The sequence below is a fragment of the Microbacterium sp. JB110 genome, from assembly GCF_003335195.1.
Lineage (GTDB): Bacteria > Actinomycetota > Actinomycetes > Actinomycetales > Microbacteriaceae > Microbacterium.
In genome coordinates this window covers 184,669-197,374 of the sequence record NZ_QPGM01000009.1, presented here as the reverse complement: position 1 = coordinate 197,374, position 12,706 = coordinate 184,669, and the positions used below count along the sequence as shown (strand labels likewise).

Here is a 12,706-nt window from a genome sequence, read left to right as displayed (position 1 = left end):
GCACCGCTCGCGAACGTTGCGATGCGGCGGCTGGGCGGGACATCCGGGTCGGGCAGGTCGAGGCGCACCGAGTCGTCGTCTCGCACGCGCCGCTGGGCCGCATCGTGCTCGGCTCTGGCTTCCGCCTCCTTCTCGGCGACCTCCGTGCGCAGCCGTCCCGCTGACACCTGCGCGGCCTGCCTGCGCCCGTGCGCGACGATCTTCGGCACACGCTTCTCGACTTCGGCCCTGTGCGCCGCGCGTGCGCGCCCGGCCAGCTTCGTCTCGGCCTCGATGCGCTGACGCTTCTCCTTCGCCAGCGACTTCTTCGCGTCGATCTCGGCCTGCTGGGCTGCTCGCTGCTCGGTCTCGAGCCACGCCCGCCACTCGGAGTACGGTCCGCCGAACACGCTCAGCTCGTGCGCGTGCAGCTCGGCGGTGTCGTCCATCAGCTCGAGCAGACGAGTGTCGTGCGAGACCACGACGAGGGCGCCTCGCCACGCCCGCACGACGCCGTAGAGGCGCTCGCGGGCGTCGCGATCGAGGTTGTTCGTCGGCTCATCGAGCAGGGTGATGGGTGCGCGGCGCATCCGCAGCCCGAGGGTGGCCGCGAGAATCGCCTCGCCGCCGGAGAGCGTGCCGACTGTTCGATCGAGCGCTTCGGGCGGCAGACCTGCCTCGGCGAGCGCGGCGTGCGCGCGTGCTTCGATGTCCCAGTCGTCGCCGACGGCGTCGAAATGCCGCGGATCGGCGTCGCCCGACTCGATAGCGCGCAGCGCGGTCAGCGGCTCTGTGATGCCGAGGAGGTCGGCGACACCGGCGTCGACGTCGAGTGTGAGTCGCTGCGGCAGGTACGCGACCTCGCCGTCGCCGGTGATCGTCCCGCCGGTCGGGGCGAGAACCCCCGCGGCGAGCTTCAACAGGGTGGACTTGCCGGTGCCGTTGCGGCCGACGAGTCCGGTGCGGCCGTCGCCGAACGAGCCGGAGACGCGATCGAGGGCGACCGAGCCGTCGGGCCAGCGGAAGGAGACGGATGAGAGAACGAGAGACGGCATGAGGAACCTCCGTGGAATCTGCGAGCGGATGCGCTGAATCCACGAGGCGCGAAGGCCTGTCGCGGGTCAGCGCGGGTGCGCGGATCCGCGACGCTCGCCGGGAGGATGCCCCATGGCGGTGGCCGGAAGCCCTGCAGAGGGCACGGCGGCGTCGTCGGTTCAGCGCGAGAGCGCGGAAGCAGCGACGATCTTCACCGTTCGTGTCCTTCGTTCGACGACAGGGGCTCCCAGGATACACACTCGGCCGTCGCCGCGCGGTGCTGGTCGGTCTGCACACGCTCTCACTGCGTCTCGAGCGGAGCGCGCCGCGCGCGAGCGGAGTCGGCCGCCCGCCGTCGGGCGCATCGAGCGGAGGGGATCCGGTCAGGCGATCCGCGAAGCGGCGCTACACCAGCGTGGAATCGGGGCAGGCCAGTCCGTCGTGCACCAGCACGTGCTCCTGTTTGAGCGCACCGCAGCTGCGGCATCGCGGCTGTGTGCCCACACCGATCTGCGCCGGCCCCGCGATGCGGATGAGAGTCGTGTTGGCCCACAGGTAGAAACCACCCGCGTCGCGGATCCGCTGCCGAAGGGGCTTCTTGAGAGGTGGCTGCCACATGTGATTAGTGTACTAACGTTTCGTGGGCGATAGACTCACGGGGTGATGAATCGTGACGACCTGCTCAAACTCGAGAATCAGCTCTGCTTCGCGATCGTCACGGCTGCGCGCAACGTCGTCTCGATCTATCGGCCCGTCTTGGAACCGCTGGGGCTCACGCACCCGCAGTACCTCGTGATGCTCTCCCTCTGGGAGGAGTCACCGCAGACGCTCGGCGACCTCTCGGCGGCGCTTGCGCTCGAACCAGCCACCGTGTCCCCGCTTGTGAAGCGACTCGAGGGTCAGGGGTACGTGCGCAGACAGCGGCGCACGGACGACGAACGACGGCTCGCGATCGGCCTCACCGAAGAGGGGGCCGCGCTGCGCGAACGGGCGCTCGCCGTTCCCGAGCAGGTCATGGCCAGTGTCGGGATCGACGCGGAGCAGCTCGCATCGATCCGCGATTCCCTCGCGCCGTTCGCCGGTCGACTGGACGCGTGATCGCCGCATCCGGCGTGTGAAGGTCGGTGCTCCGCGCGGCACGGATGCCGTCGTCGCCTGGCGATGGGACCGGAACCGCCATCGCGATCGAGGCACGGATCTCCGTCGTGCGGGGGAGGCGCGCAGGCACGCCCGTACGTAGCGTGGGGCGCACCGGATGAACGACGCGCGAGGCGAGGAGGCACGGGATGAGCGGCGCAGGATCGGGCGGCCGAAGGCGTCGCGCGCGGCGGCCCAACTGGGGAGTCGGAATCGGAATCGGCGTCGGAATCGGCGTCGCCATGGGAGTGGCGCTCGATCAGATCTGGGTCGGCATGGCGATAGGCATCGCGCTCGCCACAGCGTTCGCACTCGTCTTCGCCACCCCGCGCGACAGCGACGACGGCTCGCCGCCGCCGCCGGCTCGCTGACTGGGCACACTGCTGCCGAGACGCTCGGCAGCTGTCGAACTGCTCAGGCATCGCCTGCGTTGCGAACGATGACTGCGCAGATCACTGGCTCCAGGATTTCGGTGCGGCTCTTTCATCCGGAGCCCTCACAGATTACGCTCAGGGTTTGACGTCGAATCGAAACATGTCCGCGACGTCACACAGAGGCAGAAGGACCGCAATGACGCGAGCAGGCTCCACAGCGGCCGTCCCACAGCGCGAGCAGTGGACGGGCCAATTCGGTTTCATCATCTCGGCCATCGGCTCCGCCGTCGGCCTGGGAAACATCTGGCGCTTCCCCGGTGTCGCGTACGAGTCGGGCGGCGGTGCCTTCCTCATCCCGTATCTCGTCGCGCTCGTCACAGCGGGAATCCCGATCCTGTTCCTCGACTACGCGATCGGTCACCGGTTCCGCGGTTCGGTTCCGCTGGCGCTCAAGCGCCTCGGCGGCAAGCTGGGGGAGGGGCTCGGCTGGTTCCAGGTGGCGATCTGCGTCTTCATCGCGGTCTACTACACGGCGGTGCTCGCGTGGTCGTCGAGCTACTTCGTGTTCTCGTGGGATCTGCGTTGGGGCGACGACACCGCGGGGTTCTTCGTCGGTGAGTACCTGCAGACGGCGGAGAGCCCGTTCACCCTCGAGTTCGTGCCCTCGGTGATGATCCCGCTGGTGATCGCCTGGATCGTGACGCTCATCATCCTCGCGGCCGGCGTCGTCAAGGGCGTGCAGCGGGCGAACATGATCGTCATCCCGCTGCTGATCATCGGCTTCCTGGTGCTCGTCGGTTTCGCCCTCACCCTTCCGGGAGCGGTCGACGGGCTGAACGCCTTCTTCACGCCCGACTTCGCCGCGCTCGCCGATCCGAACGTGTGGATCGCCGCGTACGGACAGATCTTCTTCTCCCTGTCGATCGCCTTCGGCATCATGATCACCTACTCGTCGTACCGCCGCCGCCGCTCGAACATGACCGGTGCCGGCCTCGTCGTCGCCTTCGCGAACTCGTCGTTCGAGCTCATCGCCGGCATCGGCGTGTTCGCCACGCTGGGCTTCTTCGCCTTCCAGCAGGGCATCGCAGTCGGGGACCTCGAGGGGCTCACCGGCGTCGGATTGTCATTCATGACCTTCCCCGCGATCGTGAGTCAGATGCCGGGCGGGGCATGGTTCGGTGCGCTGTTCTTCGGCTCGCTGACGCTCGCCGGACTCACCTCCCTGATCTCGATCCTCGAGGTGGTCATCGCCGCGCTGCGCGACAAGTTCGGCTGGACGCGCCGCGGCACGGTGCTCGGGTTCGGCGTCCCCCTGGCCGTCATCTCGCTGGTGCTGTTCGGGTCGACGTCAGGGCTCACCGCACTCGACACGATCGACGCATGGTCGAACCAGCTCGGCATCGTCGGCTCCGCTGTCGGGATGTCGATCATCGTGCTCTGGGTGAACCGCAAGGGCCCGGTGCTGGCCCGCCATCTCAGCACGGTGTCGACCTTCAAGGTGGGCGTTCTCTGGCAGATCTTCACCACCGTGCTCGCACCCGTGGTGCTCGGCTACATGCTGATCGCCAAGGCGGTCGACTTCCTGCAGAACGGCTATGCGGGGTATGACACCTGGTACCTCTGGGTGGCCGGATGGGGCTGCATCATCGTGATGCTGATCGCCGCGTTCGTGCTGCCTCAGCTGCGCTGGAGCCAGGACCCCGACCGATTCGATGCATGGCCGACCGACGATCAGCTCCGAGTGAAGGGAGGCGCCCGATGAGCGCCATCGCCATGACCTTCTTCATCATCTCCGCGGTTGTGATCTGGGGCGGGCTCATCTCGAGCGTCGTCTTCCTCGCGCGCAAGCCCGAAACGGCGTACCCCGAGGGCGGAGCCGAGGACGAGAACGACGTGGAGTAGAGGCAGGAACGACTCCGGACAGACGGCCGCGGCGGTGCGATGCGCACCCCGCGGCCGTTCCCCTCAGCAGCCGAGCGCCTCGAGCTGCTTCGTGAGGAACACGTTCAGATCGGCCACCTCATCCGGAGCGACCGCGTGGCCCAGCCCGAGGTAGGTGCGGCCGACGATGTCGGCGTGACCGGGCAGCCAGTCGGTCGTGTGCACGACCAGGCCCTCGGGGATCACATCGTCGGATGAGCCTCTGCCCCAGAACACCGGAGGGCGACGCTCGGCCAGTGTCTCGTCGCCCGGCATCTCGCCGCCGGGCATCACGTAGCCGGAGAGATTGCCGGCGAAGGCGAACGCCTCCGGCCGCAGTCGCATGGCATGCACGGCGAGCACGCCGCCCTGCGAGAACCCGACGAGGCCCACGGGCCCGGTGCGCCCCAGCGAGTCGAGCCAGGCCAGCAGCCGGTTCGTCGACTCGGTGATCACGTCGATGTCTCCCGAGCCCTCGCCCTCGAGCGGGTACCAGGAGCAGCCGGGCATCGGGAACGGCGGCGTCAGTGGACCGCGCACCGCCGCGTAGTCGAAGCCCGTCGGCAGTGACGACGCGAGCGCGATGAGGTCGTGTTCGTCTGCGCCGTAGCCGTGGATCAGCACGATGAGCGGGCGTGAGGGGTCGTTGCCCTCGCTGTGCCATCGCGTGGACGAATCGTCGATCTCGGGAATCGGAATCATGGCACCATCATGCCCGCGGTGTCCGACATCGGTCGAGGTCACGTCGGCGGGGCGTCCGTGAGGCGCCTCCGACGGCGCGTCGGGACGACTTGTTGCCGGCGCGGTACGGAATGTCGGTTCCAGCGGGTATACAGGAGGCATGACCGTTCGCACACCTGATCCGGATGATCTGCCAGACGACCCCCTGGTGAGCGACGAGGCAGCGTCGAATCCGGCGTGGCTGAGCGAGATCGAGCTGGCGGAGGCGCGCCGTCGGCTGCCGTTCCTCTACGTCGAGGGAGTCCCGGTCCGCACCGACGGCGTCGGGCAGGTCACCGAGGTCGGGCTGCTGCTGCGGGCGACCCCGATGGGCGAGATGAGCCGGACCATCGTGTCCGGCCGCGTCCGCTACGGCGAGACCGTGCGCGATGCCCTGTTCCGCCATGTCGAGAACGATCTGGGGCCGATGGCGTTCCCCGTGATCCCGCCGTCTCCCGTGCCGTTCACGGTGGCGGAGTACTTCCCGCTGCCCGGCATGTCGGCGTACCACGACGAACGCCAGCATGCGGTCTCATTGGCCTTCGCCGTCCCCGTCACAGGCACGTGCGAGCCGCGTCAGGACGCCCTCGAGGTCACCTGGATGCCACCGGAGGAGGCCGCCAGTGACGCACTGGCCGCCGAGATGGAAGGCGGTCGCGGGGCGCTGGTGCGCACCGCCCTCGCCCACCTCGGCGCACTCCGCTGACCGAGCGGCCCGCGGGCACCACCCTGCCCGCGTTGTCGTCAGTCGCCGACCTGGTGGTCGACTTCTTCCTCCGCCTTGGCACGGCGGCACCCGCGAGCCGCTCGGGGATGCGGAAGCCCAGGGCCGCCAGGCGGAGCCCTAAGGCGCGCGTGTCTCCGCGGCGACGGCGGCGATGAGGGCGTCGACGTCTTCCTCAGCGGTGTCGAAGCTGCACATCCAGCGCACCTCGCCGCGCGAGGCGTCCCAGTCGTAGAAGTGGAACCGGTCGCGCAGCCGGTCGGCGACACCGTCGGGGAGCGTCGCGAACACGCCGTTCACCGGACCGTCGGCGACGGAGACGCCAGCCACCGTGCCGTCGTCGATCATCCGGTTCAGTCCGGAGCGCAGCCGCGCGGCCATGTCGTTGGAATGCCGTGCGTTGCGCAGGAACAGGTCGCCGTCGTAGAGGGCGAGCAGCTGCGCCGAGACGAACCGCATCTTGCTGGCCAGCTGCATGTCGAACTTGCGCAGGTAGATCAGCCCGTCCGCGGCATCCGGGTCGATTGCGACGACAGCCTCGGCGGCGAGCGCGCCGTTCTTCGTGCCGCCGAGGCTCAGCACGTCGACTCCGGCGTCCGTCGTGAAGGCGCGCAGCGGCAGCTCGAGCGCCGCTGCGGCGTTGGCGATGCGCGAACCGTCCATATGCAGCTTCATGCCAGCGGCGTGGGCGCGGTCGGCGATGGCGCGGATCTCGTCGGCCGAGTAGAGCGTGCCGAGCTCCGTCGACTGCGTGATCGACACCACCAGCGGCTGCGCATTGTGCTCGTCGAGGCGTCCCGCCGTGATCCGGTCGATGTGCTCAGGTGTCAGCTTGCCGTCGTCCGTCGGCACCGTGATCAGCTTGATGCCGGCGACCCGTTCGGGTGCCGCACCTTCGTCGGTGTTGATGTGCGCCGTCTCGGGCGCGACGACGGCTCCCCAGCGGGGCAGCATCGACTGCAGCGAGACGACGTTCGCTCCCGTGCCGTTGAAGACCGGGAACGCCACGGCGCGCTCGCCGAAGCGGTCGCGCAGCACCTCCTGCAGTCGCTCGGTGTACGCGTCGTATCCGTACGCGCTCTGGTGGCCGCCGTTGGCCGCGGCGATCGCCGCGAGCACGTCCGGGTGGATGCCTGAATAGTTGTCCGACGCGAAGCCGCGCTCCGTCGTGTCATGCAGAGGTGTCACCGATCCAGCGTAGTTTGCGCCGCGAGGAGCGGTGCTGCACCCGGTGCCCGCGACGCGGCATCGGCCGTCGAGGTGCGGCGTCGGCCGGAGTGCAGCGCGGCTCATGCGGACGACAGTCCGGCGCGCCGCTCGCTCACCCTTCCGTGAGGTCGATGATGCGGTCGTTGACGTCGTCGGCTGGCCGGTCCCACAGCGCGACGAACTCGTCGGCAAGGCGCTGCTCGAGGCCTGAGAGCTTTTTCACGCGGAAGATCGCAGCGGCTCCGGATTGGTCGACGCCCGCGTCGCGCGCGTGCTTGCGGAAACCGTGGGCGAGCGCGCGGGTCCATGCCTCGAGCGCCGCCTTGGTCGCCGCGTAGTTGGCACCGCCGGCCAGCGGCCTGGCAACCGATGGCGACGATACGACGGCGACTCTGCCGGCGGGCGAAGCCGTCAGGCCGTCCCAGAATGCGCGCGACACGTGCCGCCACGCGGTCAGCGACGGCTCGAGGGCGCGCCAGTCCTCCTCACTCTGACCGGGCACTCCGCCGCCTCCGCGCCAGCCGCCGACCAGATGCAGGATGCCGTCGACGGCGCCGATCCGCAGCGCCGTCGCGAACACGGCCGACTCGTCGGTGAGGTCGACCTCCGCTGTTTCGAACCCGTCGGCTTCGAACGCCGCGAGCTTGTCCGCGGAATGTCCGGAGACCGTCACACGGGCGCCGCCGTCGCGCAGAGCGCGCGCGGCTGCCCATCCGGCCTCGCTCGTGCCCCCGGAGAGCAGCACGTGCCGCCCCGCCGCACCTGTATCGCTCATCGCGCACCTCCGTCAGCCGCTCTGTGAGCCCAGCGTACGACCGATCGTGTCAGGTGCGGCGAGATGCCGTCGATCCGGGTGATCCCGGCTGGTCGGCGCCGCGGCGCAGCCGATCCCGCGGAATACATCCGGAGACGGATGACGGGATGGACGCGCGCCCGTAACGTAAAGGGATGCGCACGAGCCTGTTCCGACCGTTGAGAACGGGTCAGGTCGTGTTCGACGTCGTCGCCGCGGCGGTGTTCGTGCCGGTGATCGCGTTCTCGTTCGTCGAACCGCTGCCGACCACGGAGTTCGGCCAGGACGGCGTCCTGTGGCTCGGCATCGTCGTCACGCTCATCTTCGCGAGCGCGCTTGCGGTCAGGCGGCTGTCCCCCGCGCTCTCGCTCGTGATCGCCTGGGTGGGCGCGATCGCGCAGATGGTCGCGCTGATCGGACCCCAGCCGGTCGATGTCGCGGTGTTCGGTGTGCTGTACGTGACCGCCGCATACGGCACGCGTGTGGTGATGTGGCTCGGCCTCGCGTCGGCGATCGCCGGTGCCGCCGTCGCGGCCGCGTACATGGTGCTCGTCAACGCAGCGGCGTGGCCGCTCGATCCGTTCTCGTATGAGTGGATGCTGCTCGGCGGCACCTGGTTCGCGATGATCGTGTTCGCGCTGCTGCTGTCGTGGACCACGGGCGCGCTCGTTCGGGCGTCGCGTCAGGCGCGGGCGAATCGGGAGGCACGCGACCGCGCGGAGTTCGAAACGGCGAGCGAGCAGGAGCGGGGCCGCATCGCGCGCGACATGCACGATGTCGTCGCGCACTCGCTGGCCGTCGTCGTGGCGCAGGCAGACGGTGCACGGTACGCGGCGGACGCTGATCCGGATGTCGCAAAGCACGCGCTCGGCACCATCAGCCAGACGGCGCGCTCCGCGCTGAGCGACGTGAGGCTGCTGCTGGCACAGCTGCGGCACCGGCAGGGCGATGGGCCGCAGCCCACGCTCGCCGATCTGGAAGGTCTGTTCTCACAGGTGCGCTCCGCAGGCGTGGCGCTCTCGGTCGACGTCGACCCGACGCCGCCCGGCGAGCCCCCGGCCGCGGTGCAGCTGGCCGTCTTCCGCATTCTGCAGGAAGCGCTCACGAACACCCTGCGGCACGGAGACGGGCGCGACGTCGACCTCCGGATGGCGTGGTCTGCCGATGCCGTGGCGCTGGAGGTCCGCAACGCGGTCGACGTCGGCGACCATCGACGCGCGCATTCCGATCACGGCATATCGGCGGAGGACGGAGCCCCGGTGCCGTCGCGCGGGCACGGCATCGTCGGGATGGCGGAGCGCGCCCAGCTCGTCGGCGGCTCCCTCACGGCGGCTCCCGATGGCAGGATGTTCGTGGTGCGCGCGCGGCTCCCGGTCTCGGGCTATGCGACAGCTCACCCGACGAGCCAGGAGAACCACCAGTGACCGACCCGATCCGCATCGTCCTCGTCGATGATCAGGCGCTGTTCAGGGCAGGCATCCGGATGCTGCTGAACTCCCAGACCGACATGGACGTCGTGGGCGAGGCGGGCGACGGCAGGGAGGGCGTCGCCGTCGTGACCGCGACCAGGCCCGATGTCGTGCTCATGGACATCCGGATGCCGGTGATGGACGGCATCGCTGCCACCGCCGAACTGCTGCGCGATCCCGGTGCGCCGCGCATCGTGATGCTCACGACCTTCGATCTCGATGAGGCCGCCGCCCGCGCGATCCGGCAGGGAGCGAGCGGATTCCTGCTGAAGGACGCGGACCCCGAGTTCCTGCTCGCCGCTGTGCGGAGCGTGCATTCCGGGTCCGAGGTGATCGCGGCGTCGGCGACGCGGGAGCTGTTCGCGCATTTCGCCGCTCCCGTGAAGCCCGCGCCGCCCGCATACGGTGCTCTGACGGAGCGCGAGCGCGAGATCTTCACGTATGCCGCGCGCGGTATGAGCAACTCGGAGATCGCGGCGCAGGAGTTCCTGAGCGAGGCGACCGTGAAGACGCACGTCAGTCGAGTGCTCACGAAGCTCGCCCTGCGCGACCGAGTGCAGCTCGTCGTGTTCGCGCACGAGCACGGTCTGGTCTGACGCGAACCGCCGACATGACGACGGGTGCTCCGAATCCGGGACCTCGGGACACCCATCGTCATTCGAAGCAGGTCATCCCTCCGACTGACGAGGATCATCCTCCAGCCGGATGACCGGGCCGCGTGCGCTTCGTAGCGTCGAGATATGGACATCACCAGCAGCGATATGGGGCTCGCCGCCCGCGTCACCAATCTGACCAAGTCTTACGGGGCCGGGGGCTCGCAGGTCACGGCCCTCGACAACGTGAGCGTCGGCATCCGGCGCGGCCAGTTCACCGCGATCATGGGGCCGTCGGGGTCGGGCAAGTCGACGCTCATGCATGTGATGGCGGGGCTCGACGCCCCCACGAGCGGTGGTGCGTGGATCGGCGACACCGAGATCACGAGCCTCTCCGACGGCCAGCTCACGGTGCTGCGCCGGCGCAGGGTCGGGTTCGTGTTCCAGGCGTTCAACCTGGTGCCCACCGTCGACGTGCGCGGCAACATCATGCTGCCCTTCGAGCTCGACGGCCGGCGGCCCAGCGCGGAGGAGCAGGCGCGCATCGGCGGGCTGATCTCGTCGCTCGGCATCGGCGACCGTCTCTCGCACCGGCCGCACGAGCTGTCCGGCGGTCAGCAGCAGCGGGTCGCGATCGCCAGGGCGCTGGCGACGGCGCCCGACCTGGTGTTCGCCGACGAGCCGACGGGCGCTCTCGACTCCCGCACCAGCCGCGAGGTGCTGGCGCTGCTCGCCGACGCGAGCAGGCGCCACGGTCAGTCGATTGCGATGGTCACGCACGATCCGATCGCCGCGAGCCACGCCGACCGTGTGCTGTTCCTCGGTGATGGGCGGCTCGTCGCCGACAAGCCGCGGCAGACGCCGGAGCAGATCTCGGCGCACATGCTGCACGCGGAGGAGGACCGTGCCGATGGGCGTTCGGCTGCGGGCGCCGCACTCTCCGGCGGCGAGCACGTCGGGACATCCGGCGTGAGCTTCCCCTCGGTGGCCGGGCCCGCTCCCTCGCGAGGGAGCGTCGCATGAGCGTCGCCATCGAGACCGAACAGGCGGCCGCCCCGCAGGAGTCGGGCCGCGGCCCGACGCCGTTGCTGCGCGAACGGGGCATGGGTGCGAGCGTGCTCGTCGCCGCGCTCTCGGCAGGGTTCGGAGTCGTGCTGCTGACGACGACCGGATACCTCGCAGACCTTCTCACACTCGTGTTCGGGAACTCCGGCACGCTGGCGGTCGTGATCGCAATGCTGGCGGTCGTGTTCGTCGTCATCGCGATGTACGTCGGTGCGATCGTGACCAGCAACACCTTCTCCACGGTGGTCGCCGGGCGCACGCGGCAGATCGCACTGATGCGGCTGATCGGGGCGTCTGCCCGTTCGCAGCGCTCCGCCGTCGCGCGCCAGGGGCTCGCCGTCGGCGCGCTCGGTGCGACGATCGGGCTCATCGCAGGTCTCGTCCTCTCCGCGATCGGCACGCGCATCGCCGACGCCGTCGTGGCGAACCAGGTGGCGGGCGCGGGACTGCCCGCACTGCCCGCCGTCGACTACAACGTGCTGCAGCCGTGGGTGCTGCTGCCGACGGTCGCCGTCGTGCTCACGACGTGGCTCGCGGCATGGGTCGGATCGCGTCGCGTGCTCGACGTCACCCCGCTCCAGGCGCTCGGCGGCGCGACCCCACGCTCGGCCGCGGAGGCCCGCGGCGGCGTGAAGCGCAACGTCGGAAGCATCATCCTGCTCGCCACAGGGTTCGGGCTGCTCGGCCTGGGCGTGGCGCTAGGACTGAGATCGCCGCTCGGTCTGCCCGTGGCGTTCCTCGGCGGGCTGCTGTCGTTCACCGGGCTGGTCACGGGCGCGACGTTCGTGATGCCGCCAGTGCTGCGCCTCGTCGGCCGGATGTTCGGACGCACGGCGACGGCGCGGATGGCGGCGGAGAACGCGCTGCGGTACCCGGAGCGGTCGAGCCGCATGGCCATCGGCGTGGTCGTCGGTGTGACGCTGGTGACCATGTTCGCGGTGGCGACGGAGTCGGCGAAGTCGGTGCTGATCGCGAACTCCGACCCCGGGGACCTCGCAGAGGGTCTCGTCGTCCTCGACATGTTCTCCGCCGTGATGATGGGGCTCGTCGCCGTCGCCGCGGTGATCGCCGCGGTGGGGCTGGTGAACCTTCTCACCATCGGTGTCGTGCAGCGGCGCACAGAGCTGGGCCTGCTGCGGGCGATCGGCCTGTCCAACCCGCAGATCCGGCGGATGGTGCTGCTCGAGGCCGCCCACGTCACCATCGCCGCCGTTCTGTTCGGGCTGCTGCTCGGGGCCTTCTACGGGTGGGCGGGCGCGCAGTCGCTGCTCGGCGCCATCTCTCTGACCGAGAGCCCCGCCGGGTCGCTTGTGGTGCCCGCCGTGCCGTGGCTGGTGGTGGCGGTGATCGTCGTCGCGACCGCCGTGCTCACGCTGGTCGCCGCCGTCGGCCCGACGCGCCTGGCGACCCGTGTGTCACCGGTCGAGGCGCTCGCAGCGGACTGAGTCCGCACCACCGTTTGTGGGTGACTTCTGTCGGTTCGACGGCACTCTTACCCGCAGAGATCACCCACAAACGGCGGGTTTCACGGGGCGGGCGGGCGGTGCGTTGTACAGAACGGCGGTCTGATCCGCGCGGATACGCCGCCTTGTACAGTGACGCGCCGTGCTGATGTGCATAGTCTCACGGCATGACCATCCGCTGATCGTGGCCTCAGCGCGGCCACGACCTGCGGAACCTGTGAACTG

Annotated in this window: 14 protein-coding genes; 9 read left to right on the top strand and 5 right to left on the bottom strand. The window is 69.7% G+C overall.

From position 1 onward, the window contains the following. Both CIK77_RS15455 and CIK77_RS15450 read right to left on the bottom strand, forming a co-directional pair. The coding region (locus CIK77_RS15455; protein ID WP_147271155.1) for an ATP-binding cassette domain-containing protein at positions 1–1,034 on the bottom strand (1,034 nt) is incomplete at its 3' end. A gap of 385 nt (positions 1,035–1,419) precedes the next feature. Next, the gene (locus tag CIK77_RS15450; RefSeq protein ID WP_087054848.1) at positions 1,420–1,632 is read right to left on the bottom strand and encodes a hypothetical protein; all 213 of its coding nucleotides are present in this window, start codon (positions 1,630–1,632) and stop codon (positions 1,420–1,422) included. Between the two features lie 45 nt (positions 1,633–1,677). Between CIK77_RS15450 and CIK77_RS15445 the strand changes: the two genes are divergently transcribed. The 4 genes from CIK77_RS15445 (at position 1,678) to CIK77_RS15430 (ending at position 4,427) form a co-directional block, all read left to right on the top strand. Next, positions 1,678–2,112 (top strand): MarR family winged helix-turn-helix transcriptional regulator, encoded by a 435-nt coding sequence (locus tag CIK77_RS15445; RefSeq protein WP_087054849.1) that lies wholly within the window; start codon positions 1,678–1,680, stop codon positions 2,110–2,112. Between the two features lie 188 nt (positions 2,113–2,300). Then, positions 2,301–2,522 (top strand): hypothetical protein, encoded by a 222-nt coding sequence (locus CIK77_RS15440; protein ID WP_087054850.1) that lies wholly within the window; start codon positions 2,301–2,303, stop codon positions 2,520–2,522. A gap of 199 nt (positions 2,523–2,721) precedes the next feature. Next, positions 2,722–4,287 (top strand): sodium-dependent transporter, encoded by a 1,566-nt coding sequence (locus CIK77_RS15435; RefSeq protein WP_087054851.1) that lies wholly within the window; start codon positions 2,722–2,724, stop codon positions 4,285–4,287. Beyond that, entirely contained in the window at positions 4,284–4,427 is a 144-nt protein-coding gene (locus CIK77_RS15430; protein ID WP_114347275.1) for a methionine/alanine import family NSS transporter small subunit, read from the top strand. The genes CIK77_RS15435 and CIK77_RS15430 overlap by 4 nt, the downstream gene beginning before the upstream one ends. Before the next feature lie 63 nt (positions 4,428–4,490). Here CIK77_RS15430 and CIK77_RS15425 read toward each other — a convergent pair whose 3' ends face one another. Next, positions 4,491–5,147, bottom strand: coding sequence for an alpha/beta hydrolase (locus CIK77_RS15425; protein WP_087054852.1), 657 nt, complete (start codon positions 5,145–5,147; stop codon positions 4,491–4,493). 139 nt (positions 5,148–5,286) lie between these two features. On the opposite strand from CIK77_RS15425, the gene CIK77_RS15420 reads away from it, so the two are divergent. Further along, positions 5,287–5,871, top strand: a complete 585-nt coding sequence (locus CIK77_RS15420; RefSeq protein WP_087054853.1) for an NUDIX hydrolase family protein — start codon at positions 5,287–5,289, stop codon at positions 5,869–5,871. 138 nt (positions 5,872–6,009) lie between these two features. On the opposite strand, the gene CIK77_RS15415 is transcribed toward CIK77_RS15420, so the two are convergent. Together CIK77_RS15415 and CIK77_RS15410 are read right to left on the bottom strand one after the other, a co-directional pair. Next, on the bottom strand, positions 6,010–7,077 hold the full coding sequence (locus tag CIK77_RS15415) for a threonine aldolase family protein (RefSeq protein WP_087055065.1): 1,068 nt from the start codon (positions 7,075–7,077) through the stop codon (positions 6,010–6,012). Between the two features lie 133 nt (positions 7,078–7,210). Then, positions 7,211–7,873, bottom strand: a complete 663-nt coding sequence (locus tag CIK77_RS15410) for an SDR family oxidoreductase (RefSeq protein ID WP_087054854.1) — start codon at positions 7,871–7,873, stop codon at positions 7,211–7,213. A 173-nt stretch (positions 7,874–8,046) separates the two neighbouring features. Between CIK77_RS15410 and CIK77_RS15405 the strand changes: the two genes are divergently transcribed. The 4 genes from CIK77_RS15405 (at position 8,047) to CIK77_RS15390 (ending at position 12,463) form a co-directional block, all read left to right on the top strand. Continuing rightward, positions 8,047–9,315 carry a sensor histidine kinase gene (locus CIK77_RS15405; protein WP_087054855.1) on the top strand — a complete coding sequence of 423 codons (1,269 nt, stop codon included), beginning with the start codon at positions 8,047–8,049 and terminating at the stop codon, positions 9,313–9,315. Next, entirely contained in the window at positions 9,312–9,956 is a 645-nt protein-coding gene (locus CIK77_RS15400; RefSeq protein ID WP_087054856.1) for a response regulator, read from the top strand. Before CIK77_RS15405 ends, CIK77_RS15400 begins: the two co-directional genes overlap by 4 nt. A gap of 144 nt (positions 9,957–10,100) precedes the next feature. Then, entirely contained in the window at positions 10,101–10,976 is an 876-nt protein-coding gene (locus CIK77_RS15395; protein WP_087054857.1) for an ABC transporter ATP-binding protein, read from the top strand. Further along, positions 10,973–12,463, top strand: a complete 1,491-nt coding sequence (locus CIK77_RS15390; RefSeq protein WP_087054858.1) for an ABC transporter permease — start codon at positions 10,973–10,975, stop codon at positions 12,461–12,463. The genes CIK77_RS15395 and CIK77_RS15390 overlap by 4 nt, the downstream gene beginning before the upstream one ends. Positions 12,464–12,706: the final 243 nt, after the last annotated feature.

Excerpts from the sequence above, each read along its gene's own strand:
- CIK77_RS15450 (WP_087054848.1), bottom strand. The coding sequence starts at position 1,632 with ATGTGGCAGCCACCTCTCAAGAAGCCCCTTCGGCAGCGGATCCGCGAC.
- CIK77_RS15445 (WP_087054849.1), top strand. The coding sequence starts at position 1,678 with ATGAATCGTGACGACCTGCTCAAACTCGAGAATCAGCTCTGCTTCGCG.
- CIK77_RS15440 (WP_087054850.1), top strand. The coding sequence starts at position 2,301 with ATGAGCGGCGCAGGATCGGGCGGCCGAAGGCGTCGCGCGCGGCGGCCC.
- CIK77_RS15435 (WP_087054851.1), top strand. The coding sequence starts at position 2,722 with ATGACGCGAGCAGGCTCCACAGCGGCCGTCCCACAGCGCGAGCAGTGG.
- CIK77_RS15430 (WP_114347275.1), top strand. The coding sequence starts at position 4,284 with ATGAGCGCCATCGCCATGACCTTCTTCATCATCTCCGCGGTTGTGATC.
- CIK77_RS15425 (WP_087054852.1), bottom strand. The coding sequence starts at position 5,147 with ATGATTCCGATTCCCGAGATCGACGATTCGTCCACGCGATGGCACAGC.
- CIK77_RS15420 (WP_087054853.1), top strand. The coding sequence starts at position 5,287 with ATGACCGTTCGCACACCTGATCCGGATGATCTGCCAGACGACCCCCTG.
- CIK77_RS15410 (WP_087054854.1), bottom strand. The coding sequence starts at position 7,873 with ATGAGCGATACAGGTGCGGCGGGGCGGCACGTGCTGCTCTCCGGGGGC.
- CIK77_RS15405 (WP_087054855.1), top strand. The coding sequence starts at position 8,047 with ATGCGCACGAGCCTGTTCCGACCGTTGAGAACGGGTCAGGTCGTGTTC.
- CIK77_RS15395 (WP_087054857.1), top strand. The coding sequence starts at position 10,101 with ATGGACATCACCAGCAGCGATATGGGGCTCGCCGCCCGCGTCACCAAT.
- CIK77_RS15390 (WP_087054858.1), top strand. The coding sequence starts at position 10,973 with ATGAGCGTCGCCATCGAGACCGAACAGGCGGCCGCCCCGCAGGAGTCG.